At 66.4% G+C, this 17963-nt stretch carries 16 protein-coding genes and 1 pseudogene; 12 read left to right on the forward strand and 5 right to left on the reverse strand.

Annotated elements, in window-relative coordinates:
* Positions 1–69: 69 nt before the first annotated feature.
* From GKE62_RS00070 to GKE62_RS00110, 9 genes and pseudogenes are all read left to right on the forward strand, one after another.
* A pseudogene (locus tag GKE62_RS00070) lies at positions 70–1471 on the forward strand (circularly permuted type 2 ATP-grasp protein).
* Positions 1472–1517: 46 nt separating this feature from the next.
* On the forward strand, positions 1518–2462 hold the full coding sequence (locus tag GKE62_RS00075) for an alpha-E domain-containing protein (RefSeq protein WP_154690475.1): 945 nt from the start codon (positions 1518–1520) through the stop codon (positions 2460–2462).
* A gap of 17 nt (positions 2463–2479) precedes the next feature.
* Positions 2480–3292, forward strand: coding sequence for a transglutaminase family protein (locus tag GKE62_RS00080; RefSeq protein WP_154690476.1), 813 nt, complete (start codon positions 2480–2482; stop codon positions 3290–3292).
* 34 nt (positions 3293–3326) lie between these two features.
* On the forward strand, positions 3327–4091 hold the full coding sequence (locus tag GKE62_RS00085) for a proteasome-type protease (RefSeq protein WP_154690477.1): 765 nt from the start codon (positions 3327–3329) through the stop codon (positions 4089–4091).
* 351 nt (positions 4092–4442) lie between these two features.
* Entirely contained in the window at positions 4443–4901 is a 459-nt protein-coding gene (locus GKE62_RS00090) for a response regulator transcription factor (protein WP_230206825.1), read from the forward strand.
* Between the two features lie 117 nt (positions 4902–5018).
* Positions 5019–5561: a winged helix DNA-binding protein gene (locus GKE62_RS00095; protein ID WP_195908527.1), complete on the forward strand. Its 543-nt coding sequence runs from the start codon at positions 5019–5021 to the stop codon at positions 5559–5561.
* 106 nt (positions 5562–5667) lie between these two features.
* Positions 5668–6795: a phosphoserine transaminase gene (locus GKE62_RS00100; RefSeq protein ID WP_154690479.1), complete on the forward strand. Its 1128-nt coding sequence runs from the start codon at positions 5668–5670 to the stop codon at positions 6793–6795.
* Between the two features lie 126 nt (positions 6796–6921).
* The gene (gene serA, locus GKE62_RS00105) at positions 6922–8511 is read left to right on the forward strand and encodes a phosphoglycerate dehydrogenase (RefSeq protein WP_154690480.1); all 1590 of its coding nucleotides are present in this window, start codon (positions 6922–6924) and stop codon (positions 8509–8511) included.
* 26 nt (positions 8512–8537) lie between these two features.
* A complete protein-coding gene (locus GKE62_RS00110; protein WP_154690481.1) occupies positions 8538–9656 on the forward strand; it encodes an ATP phosphoribosyltransferase regulatory subunit in 1119 nt (372 codons plus the stop codon).
* On the opposite strand, the gene GKE62_RS00115 is transcribed toward GKE62_RS00110, so the two are convergent.
* Positions 9653–10576 carry an alpha/beta hydrolase gene (locus GKE62_RS00115; protein WP_370516034.1) on the reverse strand — a complete coding sequence of 308 codons (924 nt, stop codon included), beginning with the start codon at positions 10574–10576 and terminating at the stop codon, positions 9653–9655. The genes GKE62_RS00110 and GKE62_RS00115 overlap by 4 nt on opposite strands.
* Positions 10577–11412: 836 nt before the next feature.
* Complete coding sequence (locus GKE62_RS00120; RefSeq protein WP_154690482.1) at positions 11413–12627, reverse strand: argininosuccinate synthase; 1215 nt, start codon at positions 12625–12627, stop codon at positions 11413–11415.
* Positions 12628–12766: 139 nt separating this feature from the next.
* Here GKE62_RS00120 and GKE62_RS00125 point away from each other — a divergent pair, with 139 nt between their 5' ends.
* On the forward strand, positions 12767–13621 hold the full coding sequence (locus tag GKE62_RS00125) for an alpha/beta fold hydrolase (protein ID WP_154690483.1): 855 nt from the start codon (positions 12767–12769) through the stop codon (positions 13619–13621).
* Here GKE62_RS00125 and GKE62_RS00130 read toward each other — a convergent pair.
* Entirely contained in the window at positions 13618–14571 is a 954-nt protein-coding gene (locus GKE62_RS00130; protein ID WP_154690484.1) for an alpha/beta hydrolase, read from the reverse strand. The genes GKE62_RS00125 and GKE62_RS00130 overlap by 4 nt on opposite strands.
* A gap of 83 nt (positions 14572–14654) precedes the next feature.
* Between GKE62_RS00130 and GKE62_RS00135 the strand changes: the two genes are divergently transcribed.
* A complete protein-coding gene (locus GKE62_RS00135; RefSeq protein ID WP_154690485.1) occupies positions 14655–15443 on the forward strand; it encodes a tyrosine-protein phosphatase in 789 nt (262 codons plus the stop codon).
* Between the two features lie 94 nt (positions 15444–15537).
* The gene (trxB, locus tag GKE62_RS00140) at positions 15538–16512 is read left to right on the forward strand and encodes a thioredoxin-disulfide reductase (protein WP_154690486.1); all 975 of its coding nucleotides are present in this window, start codon (positions 15538–15540) and stop codon (positions 16510–16512) included.
* 4 nt (positions 16513–16516) lie between these two features.
* Here the strand turns inward: trxB and GKE62_RS00145 are convergent, their stop codons facing one another.
* Together GKE62_RS00145 and GKE62_RS00150 are read right to left on the reverse strand one after the other, a co-directional pair.
* A complete protein-coding gene (locus tag GKE62_RS00145) occupies positions 16517–17284 on the reverse strand; it encodes a hydrolase 1, exosortase A system-associated (RefSeq protein ID WP_154690487.1) in 768 nt (255 codons plus the stop codon).
* On the reverse strand, positions 17281–17961 hold the full coding sequence (locus GKE62_RS00150; protein ID WP_195908532.1) for a hypothetical protein: 681 nt from the start codon (positions 17959–17961) through the stop codon (positions 17281–17283). Before GKE62_RS00150 ends, GKE62_RS00145 begins: the two co-directional genes overlap by 4 nt.
* Positions 17962–17963 lie beyond the last annotated feature (2 nt).

The raw sequence follows: 17963 nt of genomic DNA on the forward strand, positions 1-17963 counted from the left end.
GCGGCTGTCGCTTGGCCGTGATGGCGCGATGGGGCTCAGCCATTGACCAGACCGTCGGTTTACGACGAGATGCACGATGCCGATGGCGGCATCCACCCCGCCTATGCCGAATACTGCAACTGGTTCGAACAGCAGGATCGCGCGGTCCTGCGGCGCAAGGCGGGTGAGGCCGAACGGACCTTTCGCCGTACCGGCATCACCTTCAACGTCTATGGCGAGGACGACGCCGAGGAGCGGCTGATCCCGTTCGACATGATCCCGAGGATCATTTCGGCGCGCCAGTGGCGCAAGCTGGAACGCGGGATCGAGCAGCGGGTGCGCGCGCTCAACGCGTTCCTCCACGACCTGTACCACCGCCAGGAGATCGTCCGCGCCGGGCGCCTGCCCGAGCCGCTGCTGCGCGGGAACGAGGCGTTCCTGCCGCAGATGGTGGGGTTCACCCCGCCGGGCGGGGTCTATACCCACATCGTCGGGATCGACCTGGTGCGCACCGGCGAAGACGATTTCATGGTGCTCGAGGACAACGCCCGCACTCCCAGCGGGGTGTCGTACATGCTCGAGAACCGCGAGACGATGATGGCGATGTTCCCCGAACTCTTCACCCACGTGCGGGTGCGCGACGTTTCGGACTACCCGCGCCGCCTTGCCCGCAGCCTGGCCGCCTGCGCGCCCGCGGCCGCCGCGGGGCACAACCCGGTGGTCGCGGTCCTGACCCCCGGCATCTACAATTCGGCCTACTTCGAGCACGCCTTCCTCGCCGATCAGATGGGCGCCGAACTGGTCGAGGGCAGCGATCTGCGGGTCGAGGGCGGACGCATCGCGATGCGCACCACGCAAGGCTACCAGCCGGTCGACGTGCTCTATCGCCGGGTCGATGACGAGTGGCTCGATCCGCTGACCTTCAACCACAGGTCGGTGCTCGGCCCGTCGGGGATCATGGACATCTACCGCGCCGGGGGAATCACCCTGGCCAACGCGCCGGGGACGGGCATCGCCGACGACAAGGCGATCTACAGTTTCATGCCCGAGATCGTCGAGTTCTACACCGGCGAGAAGCCGATCCTTCACAACGTTCAGACCTGGCGCTGCGCAGAGAAGGATCTGCTCGCCTACGTGCTCGATCACCTGGCCGAACTGGTGGTCAAGGAAGTCCACGGTTCGGGTGGCTACGGGATGCTGATCGGGCCGACGTCGTCGGCCAAGGAGATCGAGGCGTTCCGCGCCAAGCTCAAGGCCAAGCCCGACAACTACATCGCCCAGCCGACGCTGGCGCTATCGACGGTGCCGACCTTCGCCCGCTCAGGCCTCGCTCCGCGCCACGTCGATCTGCGCCCGTTCGTGCTGGTCTCGCCGCGGGGGATCGAGATCACCCCGGGCGGGCTGACCCGGGTGGCGCTGAAGAAGGGCAGCCTTGTGGTCAATTCGTCGCAAGGCGGGGGGCACCAAGGACAGCTGGGTGCTGGAAGACTGATGTTTCTTGCTCGCCATCGGAAGTCGGGGCGCCGGGAGATGCCTCGATGCTAGGTCGCACGGCCAACGGCATCTTCTGGCTGTTCCGCTATCTCGAGCGGGCTGAGAACACCGTGCGGCTGCTCGATGCGGGGTTCCGCATGGCGCTGACCCGCAATGTCGCCACCAGCGAGGAAGAATGGCGCTCGGTCATCGTCACGATCGGCCAGCGAGCGGCTTACGAGGCGAGGAATGGCACTTACGCCGGGGTCCAGGTGTTCAACTGGATCCTGCGCGACAAGAACAATTCCGAAAGCGTGCTGCGAATGATCGAGGCCGCGCGGACCAATGCCCGGATGGTCCGCGCCGGTCTCACCCGCGAGGTGTGGGAGGCGATCAACGAGACCTGGATGCGCTTGTCCGACGCGCTCACCCGCCCAGTCCGCGAGAACAGCCTGGGCGGTGTGCTCGACCTCGTCCGCCGCCAGTCGACCCAGGTGCGCGGGGCCATGGACGGTACCATGCTGCGCAACGAGATCTACAACTTCGCCCGGCTCGGCAAGTTCATCGAGCGTGCCGACAACACCGCGCGGATCCTGGACGTGAAGTACTACGTGCTGCTGCCCGCGGTCTCGTACGTCGGATCGAGCCTCGACAATGTTCAGTGGGACAACGTCCTGCGCTCGGTTTCGGCCGAGCGCGCGTATCGCTGGCTTAATGCCGGGCGGATGGACCCGCGCTCGATCGCCGAGTTCCTGATCCTCGATGGCCGGTTTCCGCGCAGTTTGGCGTTCTGCTACTCGAAGATAAGCTCGAACCTCGCCAGCCTCGAACGCGATTACGGCAATGCGATGCCGTGCCACGCAATGCTGGCCGAATCCGCCGGGTTGGTCGGCCAGGGGCGGATCGAGGAAATCTTCGAGACCGGCCTCCACGAATTCATCGGCGGGTTCATCGCCCGCAACCAGGCGCTGGCCGCGCAAGTCCAGCGCGATTACCGTTTCACCGAATAAAGACAAAAGGCCGCACCTTGCTTCTCACGATCGATCACCAGACCAGGTACCGTTTCGACGAACCTGTTGCGCACGGGCTTCAGCGGTTGAGGTTGACCCCGAAGGCGACCTCTGGCCAGTCGATCCTCGATTGGGAGATGACGCTGCAAGGCGCCACGGTGGAGGCCGAGTACGAGGATCAGAACCACAACCGGACGACGCTGATCGCGCTCGACCAGGGAACGCGAGAGTTGACCGTCACCTGCCGCGGCGCAGTGCGGACGGCAGACCAGGCCGGGGTCATTGGCCGCCATGCCGGGCACCTGCCGCTGTGGCACTTCCTCGACAACACCGCCGCGACGCGGCCCGGCCCGCGGATGCGCGCGCTGGTTTCCTCGCTGCCGGTCGAGGACGACCACGTCACCACTCTGCACAGGATGTCGGCTGCGGTGATTGCTACGGTGGAATATGCGGCAGGCCACACCGACGCCGAGACGTCCGCAGAGGAGGCCTTGGTCGGGGGGCGGGGAGTCTGCCAGGACCACGCCCAGATCTTCGTCGGCTGCGCACGGATGCTGGGGATTCCGGCGCGTTACGTCTCAGGGTACCTGATGATGGACGACCGGATCGAACAGGAAGCGAGTCACGCCTGGGCGGAAGCGCACATCGACGGGCTCGGCTGGGTCGGATTCGACGTTTCGAACGGGATCAGTCCCGATCCGCGCTATGTCCGCGTCGCCACCGGTCGCGACTACCGCGAGGCGGCGCCTGTCACCGGAATCAGCTATGGCGGGGGCGATGCGTCGATGCACGTTCGGCTTGCAGTCGAACGGCAGCACGTGGAACAGTAGCCGCCGAGGGCATTCGGACGGGTGGAGAGTTGCGATGACCTATTGCGTGGGGATGACGCTCGACAAGGGCCTGGTGATGATGAGCGACACCCGCACCAACTCGGGCGTCGACAATATCTCCGTGTTTCGCAAGATGTTCCACTGGTGCGTGCCGGGCGAGCGGATCGTGGCGATCATGACCGCGGGCAACCTCGCGACCACTCAGGCGGTGATCAGCCAACTCGAGGAGCGGACCAAGGCCCCCAACGAACGCCGCCCTTCGGTGCTCGAAGCGGCGACGATGTTCCAGGTTGCGACCCAGGTCGGCAACCTCCTCAACGAGACGATCCGCTCGCGCCAGATGTCCGACGGACAGGGCGGGGGGCCGCGCTTCACCGCCTCGATCATCGTCGCCGGGCAGATCAAGGGCATGGAGCCGCGGCTTTTCATGATCTATCCCGAAGGCAACTTCATCGAGGCCAGCTTCGACACCCCGTTCTTCCAGATCGGCGAGACCAAGTATGGCCGTCCGATCATTCTGCGCGGCTACGACCGGGCAATGAGCTTCGAGGATGCGGTCAAGCTGATGATGGTCAGCTTCGATTCCACGCTGGCCGCAAACCTGTCCGTCGGCCTGCCGCTAGACCTGCTGGTGATCGAGCGCGATCGTTTCGAACCGCTCCAACAGCGCCGCATCTTGGCGAACGATCCCTATTTCAAGTCGATTTCATCCAGCTGGGGCAAGGCGTTGCGCGACGCATTTCATTCGCTGCCAGACTATAGTTTCGAGGACACGAAGGACGTGGTCGCCGTGGAATAGGGGGAAATCGTCTAGGGGATCGCTCCGTAATGGAGGTAATATGATCCCGCTGGTTCCGTTCGTTGGTGCCCGATGATACGTATAATTACCTAGTTTATGTGTCCATTTTCACGCTGATCGCGCTGGCACGACCCCACGATCTGGGGTCGAATCCGCTCATGACCACGCGACTACCCATCCATGTGCTGGACAGCGACCATGGCCGCCGGGCCCAGATAGCGCGTTGCGCTTACGCGCTGGGACATCACGCCGAGGTCTATTCCGACCCCGCCGAACTCGCGTCCTTCGCTCCTGAAGGCGGGGTGGTGGTGGCGCTGGAAGAGGCCATGCGCGGAGGGAGTGTCGGGCCTGATGGGCCTGCTGAACCGCGAAGGCCGCTGGCTTGCGGTCATCGCGACCAGTTCCAATCCGACGATCGCCAAGGCGGTCGACGCGATCAAGCAGGGCGCCATGGACTATCTACCCCTGCCGCTCGACGAAGGCGACTTGTCGCTGGCGATTGAAAAGGTTGCCGCCGAAGCGGAGCTTCGTCGTTCGCGGCACTTGCGTCAGACCGCGGCGCGATCGCGCCTCGCCAGGCTTTCGGGCCGCGAGCGCGAGGTCGTGGAGCGCATGACGCTCGGTTTGACCAACAAGGAAATCGGGCGGGAGCTGGATATCAGCCCACGAACTGTTGAAATCCACCGCACCAATGCCCTGACGAAGCTCAACGCAAGGCACAGCGCCGAGGCGATAAGGCTCTGCTTTGAGGGCAGCGACGATTCCCCCCAGATATCAGTCAGCCCTGTCCGCGTAATACGATATTCATGAGTTGTGCCGAGATGAGGACAAAAGTCCTCGCCTCGGGAACGCTTGGAGCCTGCGCGACTTTAACGGGGAGGGATGCTGTCGGGGGGCAAGAAGTCGGCTCATGGTTTCACCATCGCCATGACCCGTTTCGGTGGCGAAAAGCCGGTGAACGACCGGTCGCGGGTGCGGGCCGACGATCCGCCTGGAATGCTGCTCAGTCTGCGGACCTTGGCGAGGGCCATGCTCGCGCTAACCGACCCGGCCGCCGCTCGAGCCGATGCTCCCCAGCTTACCTCGGAGCGCCGCCAGTGGGGTGCTTTGGCGCGCAGCCTGCATCATGAACGGGCCCGGCGGGCAAACTTCCTCCCGCCGGAGCTGTTCGGGGAACCCGGTTGGGACATACTCCTCGACCTCGCTTTCGCGGCCCAGGCTAATGAGCCGCGCTCGATCAAATCGGCCTGCCTCTCCTCGCACGTGCCAGAGGCGACCGCGTTGCGTTATATCGATTTGCTCATACGTCTTGGGCTCGTCGAGCGCACCGCCGACAAGATAGACCGGCGCCGAAAGTTCGTTCGGCTGACCGAGCTGGGTGAACGCAATATGCGCGACTACCTCGCTTCGATGCCCCCGATCGGAGATCAAGGAGAAGACTTGATCCGCTACCTCGCCCAACTCGGCTGACGCACCTTCCGATCGATCCTGCTTGACTTGGTGCGGCGCAGCACTAGGGCCGCCGACGGGCCACGCGGTCCCAACGCCGCGCGTGCTCTCTGCAAGGAGAGACTACATGACTGCACCTAAACCGGCGCGCCTTCCGGCGCGTCCGTTCTTCTCTTCGGGTCCCTGCGCTAAGCCGCCCACGTGGTCCCCCGAGAAACTTGCGACCCAATCGCTCGGTCGCTCGCACCGCGCCAAAATCGGCAAGACGCGCCTGCAATATTGCATCGACCTGATGCGCGAGGTGTTACGATTGCCCGACACCCATCGGATCGGCATAGTCCCGGGTTCCGATACCGGTGCGTTCGAGATGGCGATGTGGACGATGCTGGGCGCGCGCCCGGTCACCACGCTCGCCTGGGAAAGTTTCGGCGAGGGCTGGGTGACCGACGCCGCCAAGCAGCTCAAAATCGACCCCACGGTGATCCGCGCCGACTATGGCCAGTTGCCCGATCTGGCGCAGGTCGACTGGTCGAACGACGTGTTGTTCACCTGGAACGGCACCACTAGCGGCGTACGCGTTCCGAACGCCGACTGGATTCCTGCGGACCGTGAGGGGTTGAGCTTCGCCGACGCGACCAGCGCGGTGTTCGCCTATGACATCGATTGGGCAAAGATCGATGTCGCGACCTTTTCGTGGCAGAAGGTACTGGGCGGCGAGGGCGCGCATGGGGTGCTGATCCTCGGCCGGCGCGCGGTCGATCGGCTGGAAACTTATATTCCGGCTTGGCCGTTGCCTAAGGTCTTCCGGCTCGTCTCGAAGGGCAAGCTCACCGAGGGCGTGTTCAAGGGCGAAACCATCAACACCCCGTCGATGTTGGCGGTCGAGGACGCGATTTTCGCGCTTGAGTGGGCCAAGGGCCTGGGCGGGTTGCAGGGCCTCAAGGCGCGCTCGGATGCGAATGCAGCTGCGCTCGACGCGATCGTGGCCGGGTGCGATTGGCTCGGCCATCTCGCCGCGGATCCAGCGAGCCGATCGAAGACTTCGGTGTGTTTGACCGTCGCGGGCGCGGACGAAGACTTCATCAAGAAGTTCGCCGCGCTGCTCGAAGGCGAGGGCGCCGCCTTCGACATCGCCGGCTACCGCGACGCCCCTCCGGGCCTGCGCATCTGGTGCGGCGCGACCGTCGATACCGCCGACCTCGAGGCGCTCGGGCCATGGCTCGACTGGGCTTATGCTTCGCTGAAATCGGACTGACCCGAACCCCGTCACCCTGAACTTGCTTCAGGGTCCAGCTCTCCCAACCGACCATCGCTCGCGATCTCGCGAAGAATGCTGAAACAAGTTCGGCATGACGGTTGGTTTTGTCGATTGGACAACATCATGACCACCACCAAACCCCGCGTACTCATTTCCGACCAGATGGACCCCAAGGCCGAGCAGATCTTCCGCGAGCGCGGCTGCGACGTCGATGTGATCACTGGACAGACCCCCGAACAACTCGGGGAAATCATCGGCCAGTACGATGGCCTGGCGATCCGTTCGACCACCAAGCTGACCAAGGAGCTGATCGCCAAGGCGACCAACCTGAAGGTTGTCGGTCGAGCGGGAATCGGAGTCGACAACATCGATATCCCCGCCGCCTCGGTGAAGGGGATCGTGGTGATGAACACCCCGTTCGGCAATTCGATCACCACCGCAGAGCACGCCATCGCGCTGATGTTCGCGCTCGCTCGCCAGCTGCCTGAAGCTGACGCGAGCACGCAGGCGGGCAAGTGGGAGAAGAACCGCTTCATGGGCGTCGAGGTCACCGGCAAGACGCTGGGCCTGATCGGCGCGGGCAACATCGGCAGCATCGTCGCCAGCCGGGCGCTCGGCCTCAAGATGAAGGTCGTGGCGTTCGATCCCTTCCTCACGCCTGAGCGCGCGGTGGAGATGGGCGTCGAAAAGGCCGATCTCGATACGCTGCTGGCCAAGGCGGACTTCATCACGCTGCACACCCCGCTGACCGACCAGACCCGCAACATCCTCAGCCGCGAGAACCTCGCCAAAACCCGGAAGGGTGTGCGGATCATCAACTGTGCGCGCGGCGGCCTGATCGATGAGGAAGCGCTCAAGGACGCGCTCGATTCGGGCCATGTCGCGGGCGCGGCGCTCGACGTGTTCGCCAAGGAACCGGCCAAGGACTCGCCGCTGTTTGGCACGCCGAACTTCATCTCGACCCCGCACCTCGGCGCCTCGACCGACGAGGCGCAGGTCAACGTCGCGATCCAGGTGGCCGAGCAGTTGTCCGATTACCTCGTCCATGGCGGGGTCACCAACGCGCTCAACATGCCAAGCCTGAGCGCGGAGGAAGCGCCCAAGCTGCGCCCTTACATGGCGCTGGCCGAGAACCTGGGCAGCCTGGTCGGCCAGCTCGCCCACGGCAACCTCGACAAGATCTCGATCGAGGTCGAGGGCGCCGCCGCGCAGCTCAATCCCAAGCCGATCACCGGAGCCGTCCTGGCCGGCCTGATGCGGCGCTATTCGGACACGGTGAACATGGTCAACGCGCCGTATCTCGCCAAGGAGCGCGGACTCGACGTTCGCGAGGTGCGCCACGACCGCGAGGGGGTGTACCACACGCTGGTCCGGGTCTCGGTGGAGACGAGCCAAGGCACGCGTTCGGTCGCTGGCACGCTGTTCGGCAACACTCAGCCTCGTCTGGTGGAGATTTTCGGAATCGGGATCGAAGCCGAACTCGAGGGGCACATGCTGTACATCGTCAATGAGGACGCTCCGGGCTTCATCGGCCGGATCGGAACGCTGCTCGGCGAAAGCGGCATCAATATCGGCACCTTCAACCTCGGCCGCCGCGAGGCTGGGGGCGAGGCGATCCTGCTGCTTTCGGTCGATCAGGCGATCCCCGAGACCGTGCTCGACGCGGCGTGCAAGTTGCCAGGGGTGAAGACGGTCAAGGCTCTGGCGTTCTAGGGCGCGTTGCGGCAGGGGCGGCGGCCATGGACGAGAGCGATCCCGATCTGCTGCCCGAGGGGCTCGAAGACCGGTTGCCCGGCGAGGCCGCGACCGGGCAGCAAGTCATGCGGGCGATGCTGGCGGCGATGGATGGCCATGGCTACGACCGGGTCAGCCCGCCGCTGATCGAGTTCGAGCGGAGCCTGGCCGGGCGCATGAGCGGGATCAGCACGCGGCGGATGTTCCGCTTCGTCGATCCCGCTAGCCTGCGCACGCTGGCGCTGCGCAGCGACATCACCCCGCAGGTCGGACGGATCGCCGAGACCCGGCTGGCGAATGCGCCGCGGCCGCTGCGGCTGTGCTACGCTGGTCCCGTGGTGACGATCCGCGGTGATGGGCTGGATCCCGCGCGTGAACGGCTCCAGGTCGGGGCGGAGCTGATCGGTCGCGATACCGTTGCAGCCGCCGCCGAAGTGGCCGGACTGGCGATTGAGGCGCTGGCCGCGGCGGGCGCAACCGGCATCTCGATCGATTTCACGCTTCCCGATCTGGTCGATACGCTGGCCGTTGAAGCGATGCGGCTGGCGCCAAGCAGCGTCGCAGCCGTACGCCGCCAGCTCGACGCCAAGGACGCCGGAGCGCTCGTCGCGGCCGGCGGCGAGGCCTATCTTCCGTTGCTCTATGCGGCGGGGCCGTTCGCTTCCGCCATCGACAAGCTCGCCGCGATCGACGCCGGCGGCGCGCTGGCCAGCCGCATCGCGGGCCTGCGCGAGATTGCCGCAAGGCTGGACGGCGCGGCGCGGGTCACGCTCGATCCGACCGAACGCCACGGCTTCGAATACCAGAGCTGGGTCGGCTTTACGCTGTTCGCCGAGGGCGTGCGCGGCTCGCTCGGGCGCGGCGGCACCTATCGCATCGGCCGCGAGGATGGCGAGGGTGAGGTCGCGACTGGGTTCTCGCTCTATCCAGACGGTCTCGTCGGGGTTGTTGCAGGAGAAGCAGCACGCAACGCGCTGTTCCTCCCGCTGGACCACGATCGCGAGGCTGCGGCGCGACTCCGGGCAATCGGCTGGCGGACGGTTGCCGCGCTCGACGCGAAGGATGACGGGGCAACGCTCGGCTGCAGCCATCGGCTGGAGAACGGTGAACCCAAAGCGCTTTAGCGCGCGAATGCCGTGCGCAAGAACCCGTCGAGCGCGACCGTCGGCGCATATCCGGGATCGCCGAGGCGACGGTTGATCTCCATGTGCCCGGCCAAGCCCGTACCGGCAAACCCCTCGCGCGCGACGTTCGTCCCGCCCGCCCGCAGCGCCTTCTCCAAAGCTTCTCCCTGTCGCGCGCCATCCGGGCGCATCACGTGGAGCAGCAGGAACCGAGGCGCATTGGGGGCCGCCGCCTGAAGCGTGGGCGATAGCGCCCGCTGGCGGGCGGGATCGGTGCCGAACGCCTGGCGATAGGTCTGCTGCATGATCCGCGGCCCGTCGCTCATTTGAGCGGGGACGTCGTAGGCGGCGCCGTCGATCGGAACGATCCCGGCAAGGTCCCGCGGTGATAGGCCCGCTCCCTTGAGGTAGGAGGCATCGGTGCCGACCAGCGCGACCAGGTGCGCTCCGGCGCTGTGACCCATCAGGACAATGCGCTTCGGATCGATCCCCAGCGCGGCGGCACGGTCAATCAGGACGCGCAGCGCTGTGGCGATGTCGGCGGCCTGATCCTCGACCCGCGCGGCCGGGACCAGACGGTAGTCCAGCGAGGCGAAGGCATAGCCTTGCGCGGTCAGGTGGCGCTGCTTCAACGAGCCGCGGTCCATCGTCCGGCTGCCGCGCTTCCAGCCCCCGCCGTGGACGAACACCACCAGCGGGGCGCGGCTGGCTTTGGGGTCCTGGGGCGGATAGAAATCGAGCTGCTGAAGCGGATCGGGCCCATAGGCGAGGGTGCGCATCGCCGGGTTCGGCGCAAGGGCCTCGGCACGCGCGGGCGCTGGGGTACCGGGAATGCCCAAGATCGATCCGGCGAGGAGGGCTGCGGCGGTCACGCCGAGCAGCGTCAGCCGGTGTCGCATCGCGATGCTCCCGTCGTTCATGACCGGCAGACTAGGGTGCTCTCGGCGCGGGACGAGTCGCAAGATGTCGTTTTTTGTATCGGAGTGTGAGGGCGCCTAGCTGCCGTGCAGCGTCGCTCCGGATATCGTACGCGCAAATGAGGCCCGGAATCGCTCCCGAGCCCCACTCTCGCTCACACGGCGCACATCCGATTTGGCGACTGCCGTTCCCGGGTGGGAGGTGACGGATCGCTTTCGATGTTCTCCGGCGATCGCTCGCCGCGCCACCTAGGCCGCCCCCGGTCCGCTGGCGCGTTCCGGCGACTATCCGTCGCAACCTTTCCGGCGGTCCAGAAGGACCGGCAATCATCGTTCGTAGCGCCATCGCGGGCGTAGGATCATTTCCCCCGGGGCGCGATGCCGAAGCATCGCGCGGTTCCCGGAGGAAAGATCCGGACAGTCGCACAGGCATTGCCTGCTTTCGCCGCGGTCCGGGATCAAGCCGAAGCCCTTTCCCGTCGTCTGCGTCTGCCGACACTGTTGGCGCTCGCTTTCGCCGCGGTCCGAAGTCGAGCCGAAGCCGTTCTTCGTCGTCTGCGTCCACCAGCACCGGCGACTACCCTGCCGACTTTTCGCTCCCGCGCGTTACTCCGTTTCCATTCGGTCCGAGGACCTTCCGGCGCGGTGTCGCAGCGTTCGCTAAAGTCGCACCGGTTGCAAAAATCCTGTCTGCTTTTCAAGAGCTTGCGCCCCGATCCGCAGTGGTTTTCTTGCTTCCGACCCATGAATGCTGCGCCTCGAATCCGAGTCGCGCAAGCACTATTTATCCCTGTTATCCACAGGCCCAACCGGAGCGGTGGATAAGTGTGACGGATCGATTACCGATCTCTCTGGGCCAAGAGGCGCAAGCGGAGCGCGTTCAGGCGGATGAACCCGGCCGCATCCTTCTGGTCGTAGGTCCCGGCATCATCCTCGAAGGTGACGTGGCGCTCCGAATAGAGGCTGTCGGGGCTGTTGCGCCCGACCACCTGCGCCAGCCCCTTGTAGAGCTTGAGCCGCACCGTGCCGGTGACCTTGGCCTGGCTGTGGTCGATCGCCGCCTGCAGCATCTCGCGCTCGGGCGCGAACCAGAAGCCGTTGTAGATGAGCTCAGCGTACTTCGGCATCAGCTCGTCCTTAAGATGCGCTGCGCCACGATCGAGCGTGATCTGCTCTATGCCGCGGTGGGCGCGCGCATAAATCTCTCCGCCGGGCGTCTCGTACATTCCGCGCGATTTCATGCCCACGAAGCGGTTCTCGACCAGATCGAGCCGCCCGATTCCGTGCTTGCGGCCCAGGTCATTTAGTGCGCTGAGCAACGCAGCGGGCGACAATGTCGCGCCATTGAGAGCTACCCCATCGCCGCGCGCGAAATCGATCGTGATGTATTCGGGCGTATCCGGCGCGTCCTCGGGGTTGACCGTGCGCGAATAGACGTAGTCGGGCACCTCGTCCCACGGGTCCTCGAGCACTTTGCCCTCGGACGAGGTGTGAAGCAGGTTGGCGTCGGTCGAGAACGGCGATTCGCCGCGCTTGTCCTTGGGCACCGGGATCTGGTGCGCCTCTGCCCAGGCGATCAAGGCGGTGCGACTGGTCAGGTCCCATTCGCGCCACGGCGCGATCACCTTGATGTCGGGGGCAAGCGCGGCGACGCCCAGCTCGAACCGGACCTGATCGTTGCCCTTTCCGGTGGCGCCGTGGGCGACCGCGTCGGCTCCGGTTTCGCGTGCGATCTCGACCAGCCGCTTGGCGATCAGCGGCCGCGCGATGCTGGTGCCGAGCAGATAGTCGCCTTCGTAACGCGCGTTGGCCCGCATCATCGGGAATACGAAATCACGGACGAATTCTTCGCGCAAGTCATTGATATAGATATGTTCGGGCTTGACCCCCATCAGCACCGCCTTGGCCCGGGCCGGTTCAAGCTCGCCTTCCTGGCCGAGATCGGCGGTAAAGGTCACCACCTCGCAGCCGTAGGTGACCTGCAGCCACTTGAGGATGACGCTGGTGTCGAGGCCGCCGGAATAGGCGAGGACGACCTTCTTGATTTCGGACATGGGCGAAATTCCGCAGTTTCGTTCGCGGCGCCCCCTATGGCATGGTGGCGCACGCGGCAAGGGAAGCGGCGATGGCCGCATTTTCCGCGGATTTAATCGCGCGATTGAATTGCCCGGTGGCTTCCGCCAATACCGGGCGATGAGCACCGGCCGACGGCAGACCATCCGCATTCCCATCGCCGACGGGCTGACCCTCGCGGCCGACGTCGCCGGTCCGCCTGGCGCTCCCACCGTCATCCTCGGCCATGGCGGCGGTCAGACCCGCCATTCGTGGGACAAATGCGAGCTCCAACTTGCCGAGGCGGGCTATTTCGCGATCAACTACGATCTGCGCGGCCACGGCGACAGCGACTGGTCGCGCGACGGCGAATACACGATGGAGGCGCGCGCCGACGACCTCGCTCATGTCGCCGCCCTCGGATCGCGGCCGTTTGCGTTGGTCGGGGCCTCGATGGGTGGGGTCACGGCGCTGGTCGCCGCGACGCTGGGGCTCCAGGCCTCGGCGATCGTGCTGGTCGACATCGTGCCCAAGATGAATCTCGCGGGGGCGGACAAGGTGCGCGGCTTCATGGCCGCCAGCCCGAACGGATTCGCCACGCTCGAAGAAGCGGCCGACGCCATCAGCGCCTATTATCCCGAGCGCCCGCGGCCCAAAGACCTCTCGGGTCTGCACAAGAACCTGCGTTTGGGGGATGACGGGCGCTATCGCTGGCATTGGGACCCGTGGATGATGAACGATATGCGCGGCGATCCGCGCCGCCTGCTGGGCATCATGGACGCCGCCGACTGGACCGACCGCATTCCCACGCTGCTGGTGCGTGGAATGAAGAGCGACATTGTCGACGAAGATGGCGTGGCCGACCTGCGCCGCCGCATCCCCGCGCTCGAAGTCGCAGACATCCGCGGCGCCGGGCACATGGTGGCGGGTGATCGCAACGACGAGTTCAACGCCGCAGTGATCGAATTCCTGCGCCGGGCGATGCCCGCGAGCTAGCCTTCCAGCTTCAGCAGACGCGCGATTCCGCTCACCAGATCGCGATTGAAGGCCTGGCTGATCGCAGCCTCGGCCACCATGTTGAAAGCGTGGATTGCGCCGGGGTAGCTGTGCAATTCCACCGGCACCCCCGCATCGACCAGCCGCCGCGCGTAATCGAGGTCCTCGTCGAAGAATAGATCGAGGCTCCCCGTCAGCAACAGCGTGGGCGGCAACCCGGCCAAGTTGTCGGCAAGCGCGGGCGAGAACCAGCCTTTGCGCGCGTCTTCGGCGGCATAATCGCCACGCAGCGCCTCCCAGCCGAACCGGTTGGAATGCCGGGTCCAGACCCATTCGCCGGTCGAACGGTTGTTCCAGCGGCACGCAGCGCCACCAGTCCGGTGATCGAGCATCGGGTAAACCAGCACTTGCGCCGCGAGTTTGGGCCCGTCTGTGTCGCGGGCCATCAGCGCGGTCGCGGCGGCCAGCCCGCCGCCTGCGCTCTCGCCGATGATCGCAATCCGCGCGGGATCGATGCCCAGCCCCTCCGCCGCTGAGGCCATCCACGCTAGTCCGTCGAGGCAATCCTGCTGCGGGCCGGGAAACGGCGTTTCGGGCGCGAGCCGATATTCGACCGAGACCACCGGAATTTGCAGGGCGGCCGCCATCGCCGAGGGGCCGAACTGCATATCCTTGGCGGTGCCCAGGACCATGCCCCCACCGTGGATGTGAAAGAGCGCCGCGCGTTTCTGCGTGCCGGGGTTCGGATCGAAGCAGTAGAGCTCGATCTCGCTGCCATCGGCGCGACGCGCCCCGCGAATCGTCGCCGCGAGCGGCGGCGCGCCGAGATCGACGAACCTTCCCGCCGACTCCGCGCGTGCCTGATCGAGCGTCGCGCGGTCGAATTCGCGGAACGGCAGGGCCTCGACGATGGGCCAGACTTCGGGATCGACCAGGTGGCGGGTATCCATCGAATTTTCTCTCCCGGTTGCTCATTTACTGCTGCTCCAGCGGGCCATTGTCCAGCCGCCGGGGTGCGACTACGGCGCAGACGATGGATCAGGACCGCATTCTACCGCTCGAAGGCATCCGCAACTTCCGCGACTATGGCGGTTACGCCGCCGCCGACGGCGCAAGCGTCAGTCGAGGGGTGCTGTGGCGCTCGGGACACCACCATCAGGCAACGCCCGCCGACCTGGCGAAGGTCGCCGCACTCGGCCTCGACGCGGTGATCGATTTGCGCGGCGACAGCGAGCGCAGCGCCTTCCCGTGTTTGCGCCACCCCGAATTCACCACCGAGGTGCTGTTCGCGCCGGGCGAGACCGCCGGGCTGGCGGGCGCGGCGGCGCACGAGGCGGCGGGAGAGGGCGTCCGCACGGGCGGCGAATCGCGCGCGGCGATGGTCAACCTCAACCGGGGGATGCCGTGGCGACCGGTACTGGTCGCCTCGATGAGGCTCTATTTCGCCGCGTTGGCCGAGGGACGGAAGCCGATCCTGCTCCACTGCGTCGCGGGCAAGGACCGCACCGGCCTTGCCGCATGGCTCACCCATCACGCGCTGGGCGTGCATCCCGACGACGCGATGGCCGACTACCTGCTGACCAACGTCGCCACCAATCTGAGCGAGCGGATGGCGCTGGGGGCGGAGACGGTGCGCGCGCGCTATGGCCCGCGGATGGACGACGAAGCGGTCCTGGCGCTGATGTCGGTCGCGCCCGAATACATCTCCGCCGGGCTCGATGCGATCCGCGAGCGGCACGGTACATATGACGGCTACCTCGAGGAAGTGCTCGGCGTGGGTCCGGCGCAGGTCGCGGCGATCCAGGCGAATCTGTTGGTTTAGCCGACCCCGTCTGGGGAAAATGCGCGGTCGCGATTCGCAATTCCGCCATGGCGCGCTTATCTCGCCCCCTGCCTCAAGAACTTGGCGGGGAACCATGACCACTCATACCACGCGCATGCTGATCGTCGGATCGGGACCGGCGGGGCTTTCCGCCGCGATCTATGGCGCGCGCGCTGGGTTTCAGCCGATTGTCGTCCAGGGCCTCCAGCCTGGCGGGCAGCTCACGATCACTACCGACGTCGAGAATTATCCCGGCTTCAAGGACGTGATCCAGGGCCCGTGGCTGATGGAACAGATGCAGGCGCAGGCCGAGCATGTCGGCACGCGGATGCTTTGGGACACGATCGTCTCGATCGACCTCAACGGCCCTCCGTTCCGCGCGATCGGCGACAGCGGCGACGTCTACGAGAGCGAGACCCTGGTCATCGCCACGGGCGCGCAGGCCAAATGGCTGGGCGTGCCGGGCGAGGTCGAGCTGGCGGGCAAGGGCGTTTCGGCTTGCGCGACCTGCGACGGGTTCTTCTATCGCGGCAAAAAGGTCGCGGTGATCGGCGGCGGCAACACCGCTGTCGAGGAAGCGCTGTACCTGACCAACCATTCGCCCGAGGTCACCCTGATCCACCGCCGCGACAGTTTGCGCGCCGAACGCATCCTTCAGGACAGGCTGTTCGCGCACCCCAACGTCCGCGTGCTGTGGAACCAGAAAGTCGATCGCTTCCTCGGCGATCCCTTGGCGGGTGGGCTGACCGGGCTGGCCTTGACCGACACCGTCACCGGCGCGGCGAGCACTTTCGCCGCCGACGGCGCGTTCGTCGCGATCGGTCATGCTCCCGCGACCGAGTTGTTCAACGGCAAGCTCGCGATGGACGCCTCGGGCTATCTGCTGGTCGAGCCGGGCACGCCCAAGACCGCGATCCCCGGCGTGTTCGCCTGTGGCGACGTGATGGACCCGGTCTACCGCCAGGCGGTGACCGCGGCGGGCACCGGCTGCATGGCCGCGCTCGACGCCGAACGCTTCGTTGCCGAGCGCGAGTTCGCGGCCCAGCGAATGGTGCAGGCGGCGGAGTAGTCGTTCAGCCGAGTGCGTCGAGCACGCGCTTCAGCAACCATGCGCGCGCGGCCTGATCCGCGAAGCTGTGCGAGGCGCTGGCGAGGCGGGCAATGCGTCCGTCGTCCCCCCACGCCGCCGTGAACAGTTGCGCGGTGCGGTCGCGCTCGGCGAGGAGAATGTCCACCGGGCCGCCGAACTGCGCCAGCCCCTCGCGCATCTGTTCGGCCAGCGCCGATTTGGGCGCGGTGGCGGCGGCTTGGCGCAGGCCGGTGGCCAGCTTGCGCAGATCGATCGCACCGCCCAGAAGCCGTTTCCACGCCGCCGGATCGGCGAACTTGGCGGCGTAGCGGCGGCGCAGTGCGGCAGGAGCCTGAGCCGCGCGATCCTCGCCTTCGACCGTCCACGGATTGGCAAGGACCAGCGCGTCGATTTGCAGGCTGGCGGCGAACAGCATCAGCGCGCCGGCCGCGTCGCAATTGCCGAAACCGGCGATCTTGCGCAGCCCCGGCGCGGCCGTGCGGAACGCGGCGATGGCCGCGGCGATATCGTCGCGGGTTTCGCGGAAGTCCCGATTCACTCCCGCACTGTCGCCGACGCCGCGGCGGTCGTAGCGAAACACCGGGTGGCCCGCCGCGGCGACTTGCGCGGCAAGCTGGGCTTGACCCGCCCAGGACCCGGCGCGGATCTCGTTGCCGCCGCTGACGATCAGCAGCCCGAACGGACCGGGCGCGGCATCGAGCGTGCCGAACAGCACGTCATCGCCGCAGGCGAATTCCACAATCCGCCTCATCGCGCGAGGTCCGCGACGATCCGCGCGGCGAGCGCAGCCGACAAGTCCGCATCCTCGCCCGGTTCGCTGCGCAGCCACAACGCGCTGCCGCCCAGGTCGTCCAGCGTGAGGATGACGTGGGGCCAACTCGGGGAAAGCAAGGCGATTTCGAGATCGCCGATCATCGCCGCGCCCAGCCGGTATCCGGCGAGCTCGATCCCGGCTTCGCGCCCGCCTTCGAGCAGCCCCTCCATGGTCTCCGCCAGCCCTTCCTCGCGCGCGCTCACGGTTCGTGCGCGCAACATCGGGCGCAGAACCTGGGGGCCGTCGATCGGTTCGAAGCGCCAGCCGGGCAGCGTGCCGGGGGCGACCAACGCACCTCCGCGCAGGCTCAGCGCATGGGTCGCGCCAAAGTGCGCGGCGGCGGCTGCGGTGGCATCGCGCCAGGTGCCGATGTTCTGGGCGTCCAGCGCGGCAAGGCTCTCATTGCACCCTGGCAGATCGAGCAGCACGCTGGCGATCCTCGCGCCTGCCAGCGTGCGCATCGTCTCGACCAGCATCCGCCTGGTGCGATTGAATTCCTCGAACAAAGCCGGGACGATCAGGATCCGCGCCGCGGCATCCGTCGGACCCGTGACAAGCGCGAACTCCTCGCCGCTCCCGCCCGGCGCCGCGCAGGGCCAGGCGACGATCCTCACGC

The sequence above is a fragment of the Novosphingobium sp. Gsoil 351 genome, assembly GCF_009707465.1.
In the GTDB taxonomy this organism is placed as follows: Bacteria; Pseudomonadota; Alphaproteobacteria; order Sphingomonadales; family Sphingomonadaceae; genus Novosphingobium.

Bases quoted from the DNA above. Each gene is read 5' to 3' on its own strand.
- GKE62_RS00075 (WP_154690475.1), top strand. From the start codon at position 1,518: ATGCTAGGTCGCACGGCCAACGGCATCTTCTGGCTGTTCCGCTATCTC.
- GKE62_RS00085 (WP_154690477.1), top strand. From the start codon at position 3,327: ATGACCTATTGCGTGGGGATGACGCTCGACAAGGGCCTGGTGATGATG.
- GKE62_RS00090 (WP_230206825.1), top strand. From the start codon at position 4,443: ATGGGCCTGCTGAACCGCGAAGGCCGCTGGCTTGCGGTCATCGCGACC.
- GKE62_RS00095 (WP_195908527.1), top strand. From the start codon at position 5,019: ATGACCCGTTTCGGTGGCGAAAAGCCGGTGAACGACCGGTCGCGGGTG.
- GKE62_RS00100 (WP_154690479.1), top strand. From the start codon at position 5,668: ATGACTGCACCTAAACCGGCGCGCCTTCCGGCGCGTCCGTTCTTCTCT.
- serA (WP_154690480.1), top strand. From the start codon at position 6,922: ATGACCACCACCAAACCCCGCGTACTCATTTCCGACCAGATGGACCCC.
- GKE62_RS00110 (WP_154690481.1), top strand. From the start codon at position 8,538: ATGGACGAGAGCGATCCCGATCTGCTGCCCGAGGGGCTCGAAGACCGG.
- GKE62_RS00115 (WP_370516034.1), bottom strand. From the start codon at position 10,576: ATGAACGACGGGAGCATCGCGATGCGACACCGGCTGACGCTGCTCGGC.
- GKE62_RS00120 (WP_154690482.1), bottom strand. From the start codon at position 12,627: ATGTCCGAAATCAAGAAGGTCGTCCTCGCCTATTCCGGCGGCCTCGAC.
- GKE62_RS00125 (WP_154690483.1), top strand. From the start codon at position 12,767: ATGAGCACCGGCCGACGGCAGACCATCCGCATTCCCATCGCCGACGGG.
- GKE62_RS00130 (WP_154690484.1), bottom strand. From the start codon at position 14,571: ATGGATACCCGCCACCTGGTCGATCCCGAAGTCTGGCCCATCGTCGAG.
- GKE62_RS00135 (WP_154690485.1), top strand. From the start codon at position 14,655: ATGGATCAGGACCGCATTCTACCGCTCGAAGGCATCCGCAACTTCCGC.
- trxB (WP_154690486.1), top strand. From the start codon at position 15,538: ATGACCACTCATACCACGCGCATGCTGATCGTCGGATCGGGACCGGCG.
- GKE62_RS00145 (WP_154690487.1), bottom strand. From the start codon at position 17,284: ATGAGGCGGATTGTGGAATTCGCCTGCGGCGATGACGTGCTGTTCGGC.